Annotated in this window: 15 protein-coding genes and 5 tRNA genes; 12 read left to right on the top strand and 8 right to left on the bottom strand. The window is 74.6% G+C overall.

Annotated elements, in window-relative coordinates:
- Positions 1–102 precede the first annotated feature (102 nt).
- The 6 genes from ABZ716_RS17235 to ABZ716_RS17210 all read left to right on the top strand — a co-directional run bounded on the left by ABZ716_RS17235 (position 103) and on the right by ABZ716_RS17210 (position 9,620).
- Positions 103–966, top strand: coding sequence for a MetQ/NlpA family ABC transporter substrate-binding protein (locus ABZ716_RS17235; protein WP_351885634.1), 864 nt, complete (start codon positions 103–105; stop codon positions 964–966).
- 230 nt (positions 967–1,196) lie between these two features.
- Positions 1,197–1,937 carry a GNAT family N-acetyltransferase gene (locus ABZ716_RS17230; protein ID WP_358812390.1) on the top strand — a complete coding sequence of 247 codons (741 nt, stop codon included), beginning with the start codon at positions 1,197–1,199 and terminating at the stop codon, positions 1,935–1,937.
- A 60-nt stretch (positions 1,938–1,997) separates the two neighbouring features.
- Positions 1,998–3,209 carry a precorrin-6y C5,15-methyltransferase (decarboxylating) subunit CbiE gene (cbiE, locus tag ABZ716_RS17225; RefSeq protein WP_358812389.1) on the top strand — a complete coding sequence of 404 codons (1,212 nt, stop codon included), beginning with the start codon at positions 1,998–2,000 and terminating at the stop codon, positions 3,207–3,209.
- Positions 3,210–3,452: 243 nt separating this feature from the next.
- A complete protein-coding gene (cobT, locus tag ABZ716_RS17220) occupies positions 3,453–7,184 on the top strand; it encodes a nicotinate-nucleotide--dimethylbenzimidazole phosphoribosyltransferase (RefSeq protein WP_358959756.1) in 3,732 nt (1,243 codons plus the stop codon).
- A 318-nt stretch (positions 7,185–7,502) separates the two neighbouring features.
- Positions 7,503–8,747: a uroporphyrinogen-III C-methyltransferase gene (gene cobA / locus ABZ716_RS17215; protein ID WP_358812387.1), complete on the top strand. Its 1,245-nt coding sequence runs from the start codon at positions 7,503–7,505 to the stop codon at positions 8,745–8,747.
- 42 nt (positions 8,748–8,789) lie between these two features.
- Complete coding sequence (locus ABZ716_RS17210; protein WP_358959753.1) at positions 8,790–9,620, top strand: RNA methyltransferase; 831 nt, start codon at positions 8,790–8,792, stop codon at positions 9,618–9,620.
- Positions 9,621–9,623: 3 nt separating this feature from the next.
- On the opposite strand, the gene ABZ716_RS17205 is transcribed toward ABZ716_RS17210, so the two are convergent.
- Entirely contained in the window at positions 9,624–10,859 is a 1,236-nt protein-coding gene (locus tag ABZ716_RS17205) for a protein kinase (protein WP_358959850.1), read from the bottom strand.
- Positions 10,860–11,410: 551 nt separating this feature from the next.
- Here ABZ716_RS17205 and ABZ716_RS17200 point away from each other — a divergent pair.
- The gene (locus ABZ716_RS17200; protein ID WP_358812385.1) at positions 11,411–11,596 is read left to right on the top strand and encodes a hypothetical protein; all 186 of its coding nucleotides are present in this window, start codon (positions 11,411–11,413) and stop codon (positions 11,594–11,596) included.
- Positions 11,597–11,800: 204 nt separating this feature from the next.
- Here the strand turns inward: ABZ716_RS17200 and ABZ716_RS17195 are convergent.
- The 5 genes from ABZ716_RS17195 to ABZ716_RS17175 form a co-directional block, all read right to left on the bottom strand.
- A tRNA-Val gene (locus ABZ716_RS17195) sits at positions 11,801–11,872 on the bottom strand.
- Positions 11,873–11,919: 47 nt separating this feature from the next.
- Positions 11,920–11,991: transfer RNA gene (locus tag ABZ716_RS17190), tRNA-Val, on the bottom strand.
- Between the two features lie 34 nt (positions 11,992–12,025).
- A tRNA-Val gene (locus tag ABZ716_RS17185) sits at positions 12,026–12,097 on the bottom strand.
- Between the two features lies 1 nt (position 12,098).
- Positions 12,099–12,172, bottom strand: a tRNA-Cys gene (locus ABZ716_RS17180).
- Between the two features lie 38 nt (positions 12,173–12,210).
- Positions 12,211–12,283 (bottom strand) — tRNA-Gly (locus ABZ716_RS17175).
- A gap of 182 nt (positions 12,284–12,465) precedes the next feature.
- On the opposite strand from ABZ716_RS17175, the gene ABZ716_RS17170 reads away from it, so the two are divergent.
- The 3 genes from ABZ716_RS17170 to ABZ716_RS17160 all read left to right on the top strand — a co-directional run bounded on the left by ABZ716_RS17170 (position 12,466) and on the right by ABZ716_RS17160 (position 15,279).
- Positions 12,466–13,551 (top strand): chorismate-binding protein, encoded by a 1,086-nt coding sequence (locus ABZ716_RS17170; RefSeq protein ID WP_358812384.1) that lies wholly within the window; start codon positions 12,466–12,468, stop codon positions 13,549–13,551.
- A complete protein-coding gene (locus ABZ716_RS17165; RefSeq protein ID WP_358959750.1) occupies positions 13,548–14,369 on the top strand; it encodes an aminodeoxychorismate lyase in 822 nt (273 codons plus the stop codon). Before ABZ716_RS17170 ends, ABZ716_RS17165 begins: the two co-directional genes overlap by 4 nt.
- Before the next feature lie 76 nt (positions 14,370–14,445).
- On the top strand, positions 14,446–15,279 hold the full coding sequence (locus ABZ716_RS17160; RefSeq protein WP_358959748.1) for a GNAT family N-acetyltransferase: 834 nt from the start codon (positions 14,446–14,448) through the stop codon (positions 15,277–15,279).
- A 1-nt stretch (position 15,280) separates the two neighbouring features.
- Here ABZ716_RS17160 and ABZ716_RS17155 read toward each other — a convergent pair whose 3' ends face one another.
- Positions 15,281–15,778: a DsbA family protein gene (locus ABZ716_RS17155; protein ID WP_358959746.1), complete on the bottom strand. Its 498-nt coding sequence runs from the start codon at positions 15,776–15,778 to the stop codon at positions 15,281–15,283.
- A 122-nt stretch (positions 15,779–15,900) separates the two neighbouring features.
- Here ABZ716_RS17155 and ABZ716_RS17150 point away from each other — a divergent pair, with 122 nt between their 5' ends.
- Both ABZ716_RS17150 and ABZ716_RS17145 read left to right on the top strand, forming a co-directional pair.
- Positions 15,901–16,311 (top strand): hypothetical protein, encoded by a 411-nt coding sequence (locus ABZ716_RS17150; protein ID WP_358959744.1) that lies wholly within the window; start codon positions 15,901–15,903, stop codon positions 16,309–16,311.
- 157 nt (positions 16,312–16,468) lie between these two features.
- A complete protein-coding gene (locus ABZ716_RS17145) occupies positions 16,469–16,699 on the top strand; it encodes a hypothetical protein (protein WP_358812379.1) in 231 nt (76 codons plus the stop codon).
- Here ABZ716_RS17145 and ABZ716_RS17140 read toward each other — a convergent pair.
- The gene (locus tag ABZ716_RS17140; RefSeq protein ID WP_351885600.1) at positions 16,655–17,272 is read right to left on the bottom strand and encodes a CGNR zinc finger domain-containing protein; all 618 of its coding nucleotides are present in this window, start codon (positions 17,270–17,272) and stop codon (positions 16,655–16,657) included. The genes ABZ716_RS17145 and ABZ716_RS17140 overlap by 45 nt on opposite strands.
- Between the last annotated feature and the right edge of the window lie 111 nt (positions 17,273–17,383).

Here is a 17,383-nt window from a genome sequence, read left to right as displayed (position 1 = left end):
CCCCTCAGTTTCCCCACCCGAGAAAGCCCGCACTTGTCGTGCCTGGGCCACCACCAGCGGGTCCCCACCATCCGGACCCGTACCGCAAGAAAGGCACTCTTCGTGCGTAAGAACCTCAAGCTCACCGCCTTCGCCGCCGCCTCCGCCGCGCTCGCCCTTGGCCTCACCGCCTGCGGCAGCTCCTCGGACCCCTCCTCCGCCAAGACCGACGGCGGCGCGGCCGACGAGAGCAAGCCGCTCGTCATCGCGGCCTCCCCGAGCCCGCACGCCGACATCCTGAACTTCGTCAAGGACAAGCTCGCGGCCAAGGAGGGCCTCAAGCTGGAGGTGAAGGAGTTCACGGACTACGTCCTGCCCAACACCGCCACCGAGCAGGGCCAGGTCGACGGCAACTACTTCCAGCACAAGCCGTACCTCGACGACTTCAACAAGAAGAACGGCACCCACATCGTGCCCGTCGTTAACGTGCACCTGGAGCCCCTCGGCCTCTACTCCAAGAAGGTCAAGGCCCTCACCGACATCAAGGCCGGCCAGACCATCGCCGTCCCGAACGACACCACCAACGAGGGCCGCGCGCTCCAGCTGCTCGCCGCGAACAAGCTGATCACCCTCAAGGACGGCGTCGGAACCAACGCCAAGCTCTCCGACATCACCGACAAGAAGGGCCTGGAGTTCAAGGAGCTGGAGGCCGCCACGGTCCCGCGCGCCCTGAACGACGTCGACGCCGCCGTCATCAACGGCAACTACGCGCTGGAGTCCAAGCTCTCGCCCGCCAAGGACGCCCTGATCCTGGAGAAGGCCGAGGGCAACCCGTACGCCAACTTCCTGGCGGTCAAGGACGGCAAGCAGAACGACCCGCGCATCCAGAAGCTCGCCAAGCTCCTGAACTCCGACGAGGTCAAGAAGTTCATCGAGGACAAGTACCAGGGCTCGGTCATCCCTGCCTTCGGCACCCCGGCCGCCTGAGCGGACCGCCCCGCGGTCTGGCGGACCGCCAGCCGCCTGACGGACCCCCTGGCCGGCGCCAGGTCCCCGGCCCCGCGCACCCTCCCGGGCGCGCGGGGCCGCGGGCTGCCCGCACGCCGCCCGCACCGTGCCCGCTCCCGGGCAGCCCGGCCCTGCACATCCCCCTGCCGATGCTGCATGCTGTGGCCTACGACCCGCCAAAACGGTCCGTCTCAGGCATGGAGCTGCGCATGACTACCACCTTCCCGGACGTCACCATCAGCACGGACCGGCTGGTGCTGCGCCCCTTCGAGGAGGAGGACGTCACCGCGCTCGCCGAGATGATGAACGACGAGCAGATCACCGCCTGGACCCCGGCACCGCACCCCTATACCCACACCGACGCCCACGCCTGGGCCACCACCCTCTCCCACGAGGAACGCACCTCCGGCCGCGGCATCGTCTTCGCCGTCGCCGAGTTCCTCACCCACCGCCTCGTCGGCACCGTCCACCTCCGCGACACCGACTGGCGCACCCGGACCACCGGGATCCGCTACGTCACCGCCCCCTGGGCCCGGGGCGAGGGCTACGCCAGCGAATCCGTCCTCGCCGTCGCCCGCTGGCTCTTCCGCGAGCAGCAGTTCGAGAGACTCGAACTGCGCACCGCCGCCGACAACACCGCCGCCCAGCAGGTCGCCCAGAAGATCGGCTGCATCAGTGAGGGCGTCCTGCGCAACGCCTGGACCGTCCGTACCCAGTCCGCCGACGGCAGCTGGGCCGACACCCGCACCGACCTCATCGTCTGGAGCCTGCTCCCCGAGGACCTCGACGAGGACGACGCCGATTCCTTCGACGGCGCGTACGACGCCTACGGTGCGTACGACACCTCCGACAGCCGTGAGGCCCGCGAGGGCCGCGAGGTCCGCCGCGGCCACACCGCTCACCCGGCGCACGCCGCCACCGCGGACCGGAACCGACCCGTGACCAGGTAGTCTCGCAGTGCGCGACCCCGACGAAACTTCGCCTGCCCCCACCCCAGGAGACTGACGACGATGGCCGACCGGGTCACGGTGATCGGCTGGGACGGCTCCCCCCTGACCGCGGCTGCCCGGTCCGCGCTCTCCGCGGCCACCCTCGTGGCCGGCGCCGCCCACCACCTCGCGCTCCCCGAAGTCCCGCCCGGCGCCGAACGCATCCGCCTCGGCAGCCTCGGCCTCGCCGCCCGCCGCATCGCCGGTCACCGCGGCACCGCCGTCGTCCTCGCCGACGGCGACCCCGGCTTCTTCGGCGTCGTCCGTACCCTCCGCTCGCCCGAACACGGCCTGGAAGTCGAGGTCGTCCCCGCCGTCTCCTCCGTCGCCGCCGCCTTCGCCCGCGCCGGAATGCCGTGGGACGACGCCCAGGTCGTCGTCGCCCACCCCCGCACCCTGCGCCGTGCCGTCAACGTCTGCCGGGCCCGCGGCAAGGTCGCCGTCCTCACCTCGCCCGGCGCCGGCCCCGCCGAACTCGCCCTGCTGCTCGACGGAGTCCACCGGACCTTCGTCATCTGCGAGGAACTCGGCACCGACCGCGAACGCGTCACCGTCCTCACCTCCGACGCCGCCGCCGACCACACCTGGCGCGACCCCAACGTCGTCATCGTCATCGGCGGCGCCGGGCACGCCGCCGCCGACGCCCCCTGGCTCCTCGGCCAGAACCCCGCCCAGACCCCCGCCGCCGGCCGCGGCTGGGCCCGTTCCCTCACCGACCCGGGCGCCGGGGAAGGGGAGTCGGCGCAACTGCGCGCCGCCCAGCTCGCCCGCCTCGGACCCCGCCCCGGAGACCTCGTCTGGGACATCGGCGCCGGCCACGGCGCCCTCGCCGTCGACGCCGCCGCCTTCGGCGCGGCCGTCATCGCCGTCGACGCCGACCCGCGCGCCTGCGAACGCGTAACGGCCGCCGCCCGCACGCGCGGTGTGCAGATCCAGGTGGTCGCGGGCCGCGCCCCGCACGTCCTGGAGAACCTTCCCGAACCCGACGTCGTACGGGTCGGGGGCGGCGGCGCCGAGGTCGTCGCCGCCGTGGCCGACCGCCGCCCCGAACGGATCGTCAGCCACGCCTCCACGCGCGACGAGGCCGAGGCGATCGGACGCACCCTCACCGAACACGGGTACGCCGTCGAATGCGCCCTCCTCCAGTCCGTCGGCCTCGACACCAGGACCTGGAGCGAACAGGAGCGTTCCGTGGTGTTCCTGCTGGCAGCCGAACGCCCCGTGAACCGCTGAGAGGGAGCCCGGGGTAGGCTGGCCGATCGTCGTACCGCCCGTCAGGGCACGACGTGGCGCAGTCCACAGCGGACCGTGCCGGTTTCCGGCCGACACGATGGCCGACGAGCGCGACAATGCTCAGGAGTTGTCGTGCGGGCGCGGGAGAGCCGTCGCGCCGCGCGGCGACCCCGCTCGTCGGGCCACCAGGGCGCCGGGCGAACGAAGAGGCGTAGAGGCAACACCGATGGGCGAGGGGTAAGCATGACTGACACCGGCCAGGTCCCGGGCGAGGGTCACCCGGACAACGCGGGCATGGTGGATCAGCAGGGCGGTCCCGCTCCGGTCCCGCCGATGCCCCCTCTTCCGCCGATGCCCCCGGCCGGCTACGCCTTCCAGGACCTCGTCGACGACCCGGCCGAGGACGAGGAACTCCTGCTGATGCCGAGCGGCCACGGCCAGGGCGGCGCCTGGAGCGACCCCCAGGTGGTCCCGCCCGTCCCCTCCTTCCCGGGCGAATACCCGGCCGAATACCCCGCTGAGGGGGGCTACGCGGAGTACCCGCAGGCCCAGGCGGCCGGTTACCCCGAGCAGGGGCACGCCGGCTTCCCGGAGGGCGGGTACGCGATGCCGGGCCAGGACGGCTCCCTCGGCGGGCAGGCGGCTCCCGGGCAGCCGGGCCAGGAGGGTTCCCCCGGGGGCCAGCCGGGACCGGACGGGACCCTCGGGGGCCAGCCCATGCCTGGCCAGGCGCAGCACGGGCAGCCGGTGCAGGAAGGGCTGCTCGCCGGCCAGGCCCTGCCCGGGCAGGCGGGACCGGACGGGTCCCTCGCCGGGCAGCCGCAGCACGCGCAGCCGCAGCCCGGGCAGCCTGAGCCGCTCGGCGCGCAGCCCGGCTTCCCCGACGCCGCCTCCGTGGACGCCTCGGCCTCGGACGGCGCGTTCCCGGACGCCGCCTTCGCGGACGCGGCCGTCACGGGCGCGGCCTTCGCCGACGGTGGTGCCGAGGGCGGCGCCGACCCCGGTGCGTACAGCGCGGGCGCGCACGAGGCCGGCGGCCGTGACTCCGGCTCCCTCGACCTCGGTGGCCTCGTGGCCCAGCCCGGGGGCCACGCCGCCGCCGGTCAGACGCCGCACGCCGTGCCCGTGACCCCGTCCCGCCGGCCCCTGCACATGGGCCCGCCCATGCCCGACGCCACCGGGGGAGTCGTACGTTCCCTCGCGGACCGGGGGCCCGCCGCGCCCCCGTCGCCGGTCGCGCCCGCCGTCGCCGTGGCGCCGCCCGCCCAGGCGGCCGTGGCCGTCGCAGCCCCCGCGGAGCCCGGCGCCGAGACCCCGGGTGCGCAGGAGCCGTCGGCCGCCGCCCAGACCGTGACGCCGGGCGAACCCGAGCCGGCCCCGGGCCGGCCCGCCCCGAACGCCCCCGAGTACCTGGACGCCCCGGCCGCCCCGCAGCTGGGCGGGATCCCGCCGCAGGCCGGAGCCCCGTGGACGCCGGAGCAGGGCCCCGAGCAGGCGGCCCCCGTCACGACCGGAACCCCGGGCCCGGAGGGCCGGCCGACGGCGGAGTCCCCGACCGGCCCCGGCCAGCCGGCGCCGGAGGCACTGCCCGGCACGGAACCGCAGGCGACGCCCGGGCAGCCGGTCGCGGAGAGCCCGGCGGTGCCTGAGCCGGTGGCGGCTGAGGGCCAGGCCGCGGCTGAGGGCCAGCCGGCGGTGGACACCCAGGCCGGGACCGAGGGCCAGCCCGTGCCTGGCCAGCCGGTGGCCGAGGCCCAGGACGGTGCCGGTGCTCAGCCGGCCGCAGCCGCCCCGTCGGTGACGGACAGCCAGACCGCGGCCGAGGGCCGGACCACCGCCGAGCAGGCGGCGTCCGACGCCCAGCCTCAGGCCGATCAGCCCGCCGTAGAGGGCCAGGCCGCAGCTGACGGTCAGGTCCCCGACGCGCAGCCGGTGGCCGAGGGCCAGGCCACGGGCGAGGCCGCCGCTGCGCCGGAAGCGGTCGCGGCCCCTGAGGCCGACGAGGCCGCCGAGGCCGTCGCCGCCGCCGAGGGCGCACCCGCGCCGGTGGCCGACGCCGCCGTCGCGGAGGCTCCCGCCGAGCCCGCCACCCCCGGGACCCCGGGTCAGCCGGAGGCCCAGGCGGCCCCCGAGGAAACGGCGGCCGAGGCAGTCGAGTCCCCCGCCGAGCAGGCCGCGCCCGCCGCCGAGCCCGCCCCGGCGGGCGACGGCGAAGCCCCCGCCGAGCCCCAGCCCTCCCCGGGAGAGCCGGCCCCCGGCTACGCCGACGCCGAGCGTGAGGCCGTGCTCCGCGTCATGCGCGAGCGCCGCGACATCCGCAACGGCTTCCGCACCGACCCGATCCCGCACGAGGTGCTGCTGCGCGTCCTGGAGGCCGCCCACCACGCCCCGAGCGTCGGCCACTCCCAGCCGTGGGACTTCGTCGTCATCCGGTCGGCGGAGACCCGCCGCACGATGCACGAGCTCGCCCAGCGCCAGCGCGAGGCGTACGCCAAGTCGCTGCCCAAGGGCCGGGCCAAGCAGTTCAAGGAACTGAAGATCGAGGCCATCCTCGACACCCCGGTGAACATCGTCGTCACCGCCGACCCCACCCGCGGCGGCCGCCACACCCTCGGCCGGCACACCCAGCCGCAGATGGCCCCGTACTCCTCCGCCCTCGCCGTCGAGAACCTCTGGCTCGCCGCGCGCGCCGAGGGCCTCGGCGTGGGCTGGGTCAGCTTCTTCGACGAGCGCGAGATGGTCCGCGCCCTGGGCCTGCCCGAGCACCTGGAGGTCGTCGCCTACCTGTGCGTCGGCTACGTGGACGAGTTCCCCGAGGAGCCGGAGCTGATGCAGGCGGGCTGGGCGCAGCGCCGTCCGCTGGCCTGGGTCGTGCACGAGGAGACGTACGGGCGCCGCGCGCTGCCCGGCGAGGACCCGCACGACCTGCTCTCCGACACCGTCGCCAGCATCCGCCCGCTCGACGCGAAGGCGCTCGGCGAGGCGTGGGAGCGGCAGAAGCGCATGACGAAGCCGGCGGGCGCGCTCGGCATGCTGGAGATCATCTCCGCGCAGCTGGCGGGCCTGTCGCGGGTCTGCCCGCCGCCGATCCCGGAGCCGGCCGCCGTCGCCATCTTCGCCGGCGACCACGGCGTCCACGCCCAGGGCGTCACCCCCTGGCCCCAGGAGGTCACCACGCAGATGGTGGCCAACTTCCTGGGCGGCGGGGCCGTCTGCAACGCCTTCGCCAACCAGGTCGGCGCCGAGGTGTGCGTCGTCGACGTCGGCGTGAAGGGCGACCTGCCCGCCACGCCCGGCCTGCTGCCGCGCAAGGTGCGTCCGGGCACGGACGACCTCTCGGTGGGGGCCGCCATGTCCCGCGAGGACGCGGTGGCGGCCATCGAGGTCGGCATCGAGACCGCGCGCGACCTCGTCGCGGCGGGCAACAAGGCGCTCCTGACGGGCGAGATGGGCATCGCGAACACCACCGTCTCCGCCGCCCTGATCTCGGTCTTCACGGGCGTCGACCCGGTCGAGGTCACCGGTCGCGGCACGGGCATCAACGACGAGACGCACGCCCGGAAGGTCGACGTCGTCCGCCGCGCCCTGGAGCTCCACCAGCCCGACCCGAACGACCCGGTCGGCGTCCTGGCCGCCATCGGCGGCCTGGAGCACGCGGCGATCGTCGGCCTGATCCTCGGCGGCGCGTCGCTGCGCACGCCGGTCATCCTGGACGGCGTGAGCGCGGGCGCGGCCGCCCTGGTGGCCCGCGCCATCGCCCCCGAGGCCCTGTCGGCCTGCATCGCGGGCCACCGCAGCGCGGAACCGGGCCACGTGGCCGCCCTCAACAAGCTGGGCCTGCGCCCTCTGGTCGACCTGGACCTCCGCCTCGGCGAAGGCACGGGCGCCCTCCTGGCCCTCCCCCTGGTCCAGAGCGCGGCCCGCGCGATGCACGAGGTCGCCACGTTCGACTCGGCGGGCGTAACGGAGAAGTAGCCGCCGCGGGCCCGTTTCCTTCCCCGCGAGGGGCCGGGGCGGGCCGGTGGCTGCCCACCCGCCTCCCGGGCGGTCCGCCGCCCCGGCCGATACCCGCGCGAAACGCCGAACGGAGCGGCGTCCAGGGCCAGTGGGCGCCACAGATCTCGGACACCGCCCCGCCGGGACCCCGGCCGCCCCCGACGCCGCCCCCGCAGGTACCACCAGCGGCGATGGGTCGTATCGTGGTGCCGGACGGGCATCCGTACGGTCCGTCAGCCGCTCCAGCGCAGCAGCGGCCCGCCGAACACACCCGCCGCATCAGGAGCCGCAACCGCCATGGGAAACCCGGCACACCCCGCCTACCCCGTAGGACTCCGCCTGGCAGGGCGCCGCGTCGTCGTCATCGGCGGCGGGCAGGTCGCGCAGCGGCGGCTGCCCTCGCTCATCGCCGCCGGGGCCGACGTCCTGCTGGTCTCCCCGTCCGCGACCCCCTCCGTGGACGCGATGGCCGAGACGGGGGAGATCCGCTGGGAGCGCCGCCGCTACCAGGACGGTGACCTCGACGGTGCCTGGTACGCCCTGATCGCCACCCGGGACCGCGAGGCCAACGACCGCGCCTCCGCCGAGGCCGAGGCGAGGCGGGTCTGGTGCGTACGGGCCGATGACGCCGAGGCGGCGACCGCCTGGACCCCGGCGACCGGCCGGGTCGAGGGCGTCACCGTGGCCGTGCTCAGCGGGAACGACCCGCGCCGCTCCGCCGCCGTCCGCGACGCCGTCGTGGAGGGCCTGCGCGACGGCTCCCTCACCGCCGCCCGCCCGCACACCCCCGGCGTCGCCCTCGTCGGCGGCGGCCCGGGCGACCCGGACCTGATCACCGTGCGCGGCCGGCGCCTCCTCGCCGAGGCGGACGTGGTCATCGCCGACCGGCTCGGCCCCCGCGACCTCCTCGACGAGCTCCCCCCGCACGTCGAGGTCATCGACGCCGCGAAGATCCCGTACGGCCGCTTCATGGCCCAGGAGGCCATCAACAACGCCCTCATCGAGCACGCCAAGGCCGGCAAGGCCGTCGTTCGGCTCAAGGGCGGCGACCCGTACGTCTTCGGCCGCGGTATGGAGGAGCTCCAGGCCCTCGCCGAGCACGGGATCCCCTGCACGGTCGTGCCCGGCATCTCCAGCTCCATCTCGGTCCCCAGTGCGGCCGGGATCCCCGTCACCCACCGCGGTGTGGCGCACGAGTTCACCGTGGTCAGCGGCCACGTAGGTCCCGACGACCCGCGCTCCCTCGTGGACTGGGCGGCGCTGGCCAAGCTCACCGGCACCCTCGTCGTCCTGATGGGCGTCGACAAGATCGGTCTGATCGCCGAGGCGCTCGTCCAGCACGGCCGCTCCGCCGACACCCCGGTCGCCGTCGTCCAGGAGGGCACCACCGCCGCCCAGCGCCGGGTGGACGCCACCTTGGCCACCGTCGGCGAGAGAGTCCGCGCCGAGGAGGTCCGCCCGCCGGCGGTCATCGTCATCGGCGAGGTGGTGAGCGTGAACCACCCGGGCGCGCTTCCCCACCACGAGCCCCCCAGCGCCTGACAGGCCGTTGGCACCACACCCAGGACAAGGCAGTATCACCCTGTGGCTGATCTCATCACCATCGAAGACCCCGACGACCCGCGCCTGCGCGACTACACGGGCCTGACCGACGTGGAGCTGCGCCGGCGCCGCGAGCCCGCCGAGGGACTGTTCATCGCCGAGGGCGAGAAGGTCATCCGGCGGGCCAAGGACGCCGGCTACGAGATGCGCTCGATGCTGCTCTCCGCCAAGTGGGTGGACGTCATGCGCGACGTCATCGACGAGATCCCCGCCCCGGTGTACGCCGTCAGCCCGGACCTCGCCGAGCGCGTCACCGGCTACCACGTGCACCGCGGCGCCCTGGCCTCGATGCAGCGCAAGCCGCTGCCCACGGCCCAGGAGCTGCTGTCCTCGGCCCGCCGGGTGGCCGTGATGGAGGCGGTGAACGACCACACCAACATCGGGGCCATCTTCCGCAGCGCCGCCGCCCTGGGGATGGACGCCGTGCTGCTGTCCCCGGACTGCGCGGACCCGCTCTACCGCCGCTCGGTGAAGGTGTCGATGGGCGCGGTGTTCTCCGTCCCCTACGCCCGCCTGGAAGCCTGGCCCAAGAGCCTGGACGCCGTCCGCGAGGCGGGCTTCAAGCTGCTGGCCCTCACCCCGCACGAGAAGGCGTCGCCGATCGACGTCGCGGCCCCGCACACCCTGGAACGGGTGGCGCTGATGCTGGGCGCCGAGGGCGACGGCCTGTCGACCCAGGCGCTGGTCGCCGCCGACGAGTGGGTGCGGATCCCCATGGCGCACGGAGTGGACTCGCTCAACGTGGGCGCGGCCGCGGCGGTGGCCTTCTACGCGGTGGCGGGCAGCGGCGGCGGGCCCGCGCGGCCCGCCTAGGGCTCACAGCTTCTGCGCGAGCGCGATCCCCAGCGCCACCAGCAGGGTCACCACCACGAACACGATCAGCCGCTGCCGCAGCAGCTTCGGGTCCGGCCGCGAAGGACGCCGCCCGGTGCCGGTGGTACGCGGGCCCGTCCGCGGCCCGGTGCGCGGCCCCGTACGCCCCCCCGAGCGCCCCGCCGTCGACCCGGGGCCGCGGGAGCCCGCCGGACGCTGGCGCGCCCCGCTGTGCGGCCCCTGGGCCCGGGGCGCGGGGGTCGCGCCGGCGGGCCGCTCTGCCGGACGCTCGCCGGTACGGCCCCCGGTGCGCCGCTCGGTGTCCTGCCCCGCGTACCCCGGCACCCGCTCCGGCTCCCGGCCGGCCTGCCGCTCGACGCGGGCCCGCTGCGCCGGCGGGCGGCCGTCGCCCAGCCCCTGCGCCTCGCGGGCGGCGATCTCCTTGAGCCGCATCGACAGCTGGAGCGTGCTGGGCCGCTCCTCGGGGTCCTTGGCCAGGCAGGCCCGCACCAGCGGGGCCAGCGCGTCCGGGACACCGGCGAGGTGGGGTTCCTCGTGCACGACCCGGTACAGCATGACCTCCGAACTCCCGTGCCCGAAGGGGGAGTCGCCCATCGCCGCGTAGGCGAGGGTGGCGCCGAGGGAGAACACGTCCGTGGCCGGGGTGACGGCGGCGCCGCGCACCTGCTCGGGCGCGAGGAAGCCGGGGGAGCCCACGGCCGTGCCGACATGCGTCAGGGTGCTGGCCCCCGTGGCCCAGGCGATGCCGAAGTCGATGATCCGCGGCCCCTTGGGCGACAGCAGGATGTTCGAGGGCTTCAGGTCACGGTGGACGACGCCGGCCTCGTGGACGGCGACCAGCCCCTCGGAGAGCGCCGCGCCGACGGCGGCGATCTGCGCGGCCGTCAGGGGGCCCTCCTCGGCCACCTTGTCGTGCAGCGAGGGCCCGGGCACGTACTGGGTCGCGAACCAGGGCCGTTCGGCCTCCAGGTCGGCGGCCACCAGCCGGGCCGTGCACCCGCCGCGGATCCGCCGGGCGGCGGACACCTCGCGGGCGAAGCGGGAGCGGAACTCCTGGTCCTCGGCCAGGTCGGGCCGGATCACCTTGAGGGCGACGCGCTGGCCGCGCCGGTCGGAGCCCAGGTAGACGACGCCCATGCCGCCGGCACCGAGCCGCCGGTGCAGCCGGAACGAGCCGACGACACGCGGGTCCTCGCGCCGGAGCCGCATCATCGCCATGTCCACCCCGCTGACGGTCGTCCTGCTGACCTGGCACAGCTTACGGACCATCCGGCGCCGGCGCTCAGAGGCCGCGCCCTCGCCGGAACATTCGATCCTCAGTGCGGAGCACGCCACTTGAGGGTGTGCCAGATCCCACGGCCCCCGTTCGGGGGACCCCGGCGGACGGCCCCAAGGGCCCCCGTACGCAAGGGGATTGATCTCCCCGCAGGGCCCGCGAGCGGCCACGACGCCGGGGGAGCGCCCGCGGTGCGCGAGCGGAGCCGTCAACTTCCCGTACGAGGACACGCGTGCGCGGGGAGTGACGGAAGTGAGCGAAGTCACTACCCTCCGGTCATCCCCTCCGGGACCTCCCCCATCCAGCGGGGCGGATCTCCACCCAGGGGAGTACGCCGGGGGCGTCCGCCTCATCCTCCTGGAGGCCCGCCAAGGGGTACGAGGGCATGAGGCCAGCAGCCTTCCGGCCGCCTAGTGTTGAAGACAAGCGGCGGGTGGCGCACTCGTCCCCCGAGGTCACAAGCCCGCCGCTGCCATACGACAGGGAGAGGACCATGGCGGACATCGCACGGCAAGGACGCAGGTTCCTCGCGTTCGACAGCCATGAGTCCGGTACGCGCCACCCGCTGGTGGCCGCGGCGATGGTGCTCCCCCTGGCCGCCCTCCTGCTCTTCCTCTTCGGAGGTTTCGACCAGGTGGTGGCGCAGGCGTCGTCCGTGGGCGTGATGCTGGGGCGCTGAGCGGCGCCCCGGGCCCGGGAGAGCGGCCCGGGCCGGGACATCGGCCCGTCGAACCCCGTGGGGACGGGGGAGCGGCGGACGGCAGTTGAAGGGTGTTGCCCGTGCGGCTGGGGAGCCGTACGGGCAACACCCTTTTCCACGCGTCCACACCGGAGGGACGACGGAAGCCCCGGCCGTCGAGACGGCCGGGGCTTCCGGTTGCGGTGCGCGATACTGGGATTGAACCAGTGACCTCTTCCGTGTCAGGGAAGCGCTCTCCCGCTGAGCTAATCGCGCGGGCTGCGGTAAGGAACCGCAGGTCAAACAGGTGGAGCGGTACTGCGTGCGCGATACTGGGATTGAACCAGTGACCTCTTCCGTGTCAGGGAAGCGCTCTCCCGCTGAGCTAATCGCGCGGGGATCCTCATGGACCAGGTCCTTGCGGACCAGTGGACGATACTGGGATTGAACCAGTGACCTCTTCCGTGTCAGGGAAGCGCTCTCCCGCTGAGCTAATCGTCCTTGGAGGTGGAGACGGGATTTGAACCCGTGTAGACGGCTTTGCAGGCCGTTGCCTCGCCTCTCGGCCACTCCACCTCGGAGTGTGCGGGGTCTCGGGAAGATCCCCCACTCAGAGCGGACGACGAGACTCGAACTCGCGACATCCACCTTGGCAAGGTGGTGCTCTACCAACTGAGCTACGTCCGCAGTGTCACCGTGTTCGCTCCGGGGTTTTCCCCCTTCGCTCCCTGGCGACGTGTTGAACTCTAGCGGATTCCCGGGCCAGCTCAAAAACGCGTTTCCGCAGCGTGCTGCCGACCCGGTCACCGGAGGTCACCCGTCCGTCACCTCACCGGCGGCATCGCGCCACCGGTCATAGACTCGCAGCCGTGCACGACCTGCCTCCCCTGGCCCGCTTCGGCGGCCTCCTCGCAACCGACCTCCGGGACGTCACCAGCGACCCCTCCGCCCTCGACTCCACCGGGTTCTGGGTGGTGAGCGCGGACTTCGAAGGCCGGCTGATCTGCGCGCGCTTCGGGGACATACGCCCCGACCCCGTACCCGCGCCCGTCCCCGGCGCCTGGCGGGGACCCGCCGCCGACCGCTGGACCTCCTCCCTGGACCGCGCCGCGTACGTCGCGGGCGTCCGCCGGATCCGTGAGTACATCGCGGCGGGGGAGGTCTACCAGGCCAACCTCTGCCGTGTGGTCTCCGCGCCGCTGCCCGACCCGGCCGCCACCGACGTGGACGCCCTGACCGCGCTCCTCGCGCGCGGCAACCCCGCCCCGTACGCAGGAACGATTCGGCTCCGGGCCCACGGCGTGGAGATCGCCACCGCCTCCCCGGAGCTGTACCTGCGCCGCGCCGGCCGCCGCGTCGAGTCCGGACCGATCAAGGGCACCGGCCGTACCGCCGCCGACCTGCTGCCCAAGGACCACGCCGAGAACGTGATGATCGTGGACCTCGTCCGCAACGACCTGGGCCGCGTCTGCGCCACCGGGTCGGTCACCGTGCCCGAGCTGTGCGCCCTGGAGGAGCACCCCGGCCTGGTCCACCTCGTCTCCACCGTCAGCGGCGAGCTCGCCGAGGGCGCCGGCTGGCCCGAGCTGCTGGCCGCCACCTTCCCGCCCGGCTCGGTGACCGGCGCCCCCAAGTCCTCCGCCCTGCGGATCATCGAAGAGCTGGAGACGGCCCCCCGCGGCCCCTACTGTGGGGGCATCGGCTGGGTCGACGCCGACCGGGGCACCGCCGCGCTCGCCGTCGGCATCCGCACCTTCTGGGTCGACCGCGAGGCCCCCGGCGGCCCCCGGCTGAGCTTCGGCACCGGCGCCGGGATCACCTGGGGCTCCGACCCCGAACGGGAATGGGCCGAGACCGAGCTGAAGGCGGCCCGGCTGCTCGCCCTGGCCTCGGGCGGCCCCGCGCCGGACGCGCACGAGACGACGCACGACCTGAGTGGAGGAACCGTACGGTGAGGATCTGGCTCGACGGAACACTGCGGGACGCCGCCGACGCGAAGGTGTCCGTCCTCGACCACGGGCTCACCGTGGGCGACGGGGTCTTCGAGACCCTCAAGGCGCAGCACGGCACCCCCTTCGCCCTCACCCGGCACCTGGAGCGGCTCACCCGCTCCGCCCGCGGCCTGGGCCTGCCCGACCCCGACCTCGACGAGGTCCGCCGCGCCTGCGCCGCCGTCCTGGAGGCCAATCCGATGCCGCTCGGCCGGCTGCGCATCACCTACACCGGCGGTCTCTCCCCGCTCGGTTCCGACCGCGGCGAGACCGGCCCGACCCTCGTCGTCGCCCTCGGTGAGACCAGCCGCCGCCCCGACACCACCGCCGTGATCACCGTCCCCTGGGTGCGCAACGAGCGCTCCCCGCTGACCGGTCTGAAGACCACCTCGTACGCGGAGAACGTCGTCGCCCTCGCGCGGGCGCACCGCGACGGGGCCTCCGAAGCGCTCTTCGCCAACACCGTCGGGCAGCTCTGCGAGGGCACCGGCTCCAACGTCTTCGTCGTCCTCGACGGCGAACTGCACACCCCGCCCGTGGCCTCCGGCTGCCTCGCCGGGATCACCCGCGCCCTGGCCGTCGAGTGGACCGGCGCCCGCGAGAGCGACCTGCCCTTCGACGTGCTCCAGCAGGCCGAGGAGGTCTTCCTGACCTCCACCCTGCGCGACGTCCAGGCCGTCCACCGGATCGACGGACGCACCGTGACCGCCGCCCCAGGCCCGGTCACCGCCAAGGCCATGCGGGTCTTCGAGGAGCGGGCCGCCTCCGACATCGACCCCTGAGACCGCTGAGACCCCTGAGACCGCTGAGCCCCGGCGCAGCGTGGTGACACCGGCGCGGGGCGGGTAGAACCCGCGGATGACCACCACCCTGCGGCCGAGCGGGCCGCTTCAGCAGAGCGAGGGCGGCGCGCGCTCACGCCCGTACGAGGTCCGCGTCAACAGCAGGCGCGTCGGGACGCTCCTGATCGCCGCCGGCACGGCCTCCGGGCCGGAGGCGGGGGAGATCCGTGACCTGGCCATCGACGAGCCGGACCGCCGGCGCGGCCGCGCCACGGTCGCCGCGCTGGCCGCCGAGGAAGTGCTGCGCGGCTGGGGCTGCCGCCGGGTGCGGATCTCGGTCCCGGCAGCTTCCCGGGGCGGTCTGCGGCTCGCCGCGGCCCTGGGGTACGCCGAGGACGGCCGGAACATGGCCAAGGATCTCCCCGCGACCCCTCCGGAGCTCTCCGAGGGGGTACGGGGCCGCCCCATGACGGAGGCGGAGTACGCGGTGTGGAACGCCCGTGCCCGCGAGGCGTACGCGGCGAGCTGGGAGGCCCGGGGCGTGGGGCCGGAAGCCGCCCGGGCCAGGGCGGAGGCCGACCACGACGGGCGGCTGCGGCAGGGCCTGGACACCCCCGGGGTCACCCTGGCCGTCCTGGAGTCGGCCGGGACCCCGGTCGGGCACCTCTGGCTCGCGCCGCGCGGGGAGGGCGGCGCGGGGGCGTACGTGTACGACGTCGCGGTCGCCGAGGAGTACCGGGGGCGCGGCCACGGCCGGGACCTGATGCTCCTCGCGGAGCGCGAGGCGCTCGCGCGCGGCCACCGCGTCATCGCCCTGCACGTGTTCGCCGGCAACACCCCGGCCCTGCGGCTGTACGAGTCCCTCGGCTACCGGACCACCGGGATCCATTTCTCGAAGGAGCTCATCTGAGTCAGCCGTCGGCGAGCAGCCGGTCGGCGATCTCCTCGATGCGGGCGCGCAGTCCCTCCTGGCTCTTGCCGCCGTCGAGGCGCTGGCCGTCGATCACATAGGTCGGGGTGCCGGTCACGCCGATGGCCTTGCCCTCGGCCTGGTCGGCGTCGACGATCAGGATGTGCCGCCCGTCGATCAGCGCGGTGTCGAACTCCTCGGCATCCAGGCCCAGTTCACGTGCCACCTCCAGCAGCACGGCTTCCCCGCGCTCGCCGAGCTCGGCGGTCCTGGCCAGGACCGCCTCCGCGTACGGCCAGCCCTGCCCCTGCTCGACGGCCTCCTCGGCGGCCTGCGCGGCGGCGAAGGCGTGCTTGTGCTTCTCCAGCGGGAAGTGGCGCAGCCGGATGTCCAGCCGGTCGCCGTAGCGGCCCCGCAGGGCGCGCACGTCGTCCAGCGCGCTGTGGCAGTCCGGGCACTGGAGTTCGCACCAGACGTCGAGGATCACGGAATCGGTCATACGGACAGTCTCCCAGACCTCCCCGGGGCCGCCCGGGCCCTGGCGCGGGCATGGCCGCGGGGGCGGGGGGCGGTGCAGGATGGAAGGGACAGGCCGCCCCTCGCAGACCGCCGGAGGACCGCATGCTCGCCGAGACCATCTGTTCCGCGGTGTCCGCGGCGGGCCTGGGCATCGCCGCCGTGACCGCGTACCGCAAACTGTTCCTGAAGGCCGCGCGGATCGCCGCGTACGCACTGGTGCCGGTGGGGCTGGTGCTGACCGGGGTGGTGGGCTGGCTCTCCGGGATCGTCTTCAAGCCGCAGGTGTGGGCCGGCCTCGGGCTGCTGGCCCTGGCGTGGGCGCTGCTCATGGCCACCCGGGCCGTCGAGCGGCGGAGCGCGGGACGGGCAGGGAAGTCCGGGGAGGCCATGGCCCCCGCCGCCTCCGCGCCCGCCCTGGGAGGCGGCGCCACCGGCCCGTCCCCGACCACGCGGAGCGCCCCGGCGGAGGACTTCTCCGATATCGAGGCCATTCTGAAGAAGCACGGCATCTAGAGGGCGGCGCGGGAGCGGGGTCTCTAGCGCACGGGGTGCCCGTCGCGGGGGAGAAGCCCCGGGAAACCACCCGAACTGAGGAGAATCGGCGGACTACCGCGTGAAACAGGGCGTGTAGGGGGGATCCGGGGGATCCGCTGCGCGATCATCGCCTGACATGCTCGACACATCGCAGGGTGAGCCCCAGGCTCCCGTCCCCGTTGCCGAGGCCCCCGTCGCCCAGGACCGCGTTCCCCCGGCCCCCGCCGCCCAGGCTCCCGCGCCGCTCGGGCCCCCCGAGGCGCGCGGCTGTCTCTTCGCCCTGTCCCAGCCGCCGCTGATGATCTTCCTGGCGGTGATCGGGCTACTGCTCCTGCTGGCCGCCGTGCACGACCTGTACCTGCTCTGAGACCTGCTCCGGGACCTGGCTGTCGGCCCCCTTGCGGCGCGCCCGGTACGCGGCCACGTGCAGCCGGTTCCCGCAGGTCCGGCTGTCGCAGTAGCGGCGCGAGCGGTTGCGGGAGAGGTCCACGAAGGCCCGTCGGCAGTCCGGCGCCTCGCAGCGGCGCAGCCGCTCCTGCTCGCCGGAGACCACGATGAAGGCCAGCGCCATGCCGCCGTCGGCCGCCAGGTGGTCGCCCACCGAGGCGCCCGGGGCGAAGTAGTGGACGTGCCAGTCGTAGCCGTCGTGGTCGGTCAGCTGGGGGGTGGTGCCGGCGGTGGCCACCAGCTCGTTGATCAGTGCGGCCGCCGCACGGGAGTTCGGCGCCGCGAAGACCTGCGCGAACGTGCCCCGCACCGTGCGGACCCCGGCGAGGTCGCGGGCGCTGAGCTCGCCGACGTCGCTGATCGCGTGCTCCTTGACGAAGCCGCGCAGGGCGGCGACGTCCGGCAGTGCGTCGGGCTGGCCCGGTTCGGCCGCGGTGTTGACCAGCGCGACGACGACGTCGAGCGCGCGACGGGTGTCGTGGGGGATCTGCACGGGGTCTCGCTCCCTGGAGGCCGGCCTGGCGGCGACGGGCCGCTGCCGCCGCTGGGGGCCGACTCTAGCGGTTGGCGTCAACAGGGCGCCCGGACAGCACACCGGCGCCGC

This window comes from Streptomyces sp. NPDC006687, from assembly GCF_040636215.1.
Lineage (GTDB): Bacteria > Actinomycetota > Actinomycetes > Streptomycetales > Streptomycetaceae > Streptomyces.
The sequence above is the reverse complement of the archived record's forward strand: the minus strand, read 5'-3'. Positions and strand labels throughout refer to the sequence as shown.

Bases quoted from the DNA above. Each gene is read 5' to 3' on its own strand.
- ABZ716_RS17145 (WP_358812379.1), top strand. From the start codon at position 16,469: ATGCTCGACACATCGCAGGGTGAGCCCCAGGCTCCCGTCCCCGTTGCC.
- ABZ716_RS17150 (WP_358959744.1), top strand. From the start codon at position 15,901: ATGCTCGCCGAGACCATCTGTTCCGCGGTGTCCGCGGCGGGCCTGGGC.
- ABZ716_RS17155 (WP_358959746.1), bottom strand. From the start codon at position 15,778: ATGACCGATTCCGTGATCCTCGACGTCTGGTGCGAACTCCAGTGCCCG.
- ABZ716_RS17200 (WP_358812385.1), top strand. From the start codon at position 11,411: ATGGCGGACATCGCACGGCAAGGACGCAGGTTCCTCGCGTTCGACAGC.
- ABZ716_RS17160 (WP_358959748.1), top strand. From the start codon at position 14,446: ATGACCACCACCCTGCGGCCGAGCGGGCCGCTTCAGCAGAGCGAGGGC.
- cbiE (WP_358812389.1), top strand. From the start codon at position 1,998: ATGGCCGACCGGGTCACGGTGATCGGCTGGGACGGCTCCCCCCTGACC.
- cobA (WP_358812387.1), top strand. From the start codon at position 7,503: ATGGGAAACCCGGCACACCCCGCCTACCCCGTAGGACTCCGCCTGGCA.
- ABZ716_RS17230 (WP_358812390.1), top strand. From the start codon at position 1,197: ATGACTACCACCTTCCCGGACGTCACCATCAGCACGGACCGGCTGGTG.
- ABZ716_RS17205 (WP_358959850.1), bottom strand. From the start codon at position 10,859: ATGGCGATGATGCGGCTCCGGCGCGAGGACCCGCGTGTCGTCGGCTCG.
- cobT (WP_358959756.1), top strand. From the start codon at position 3,453: ATGACTGACACCGGCCAGGTCCCGGGCGAGGGTCACCCGGACAACGCG.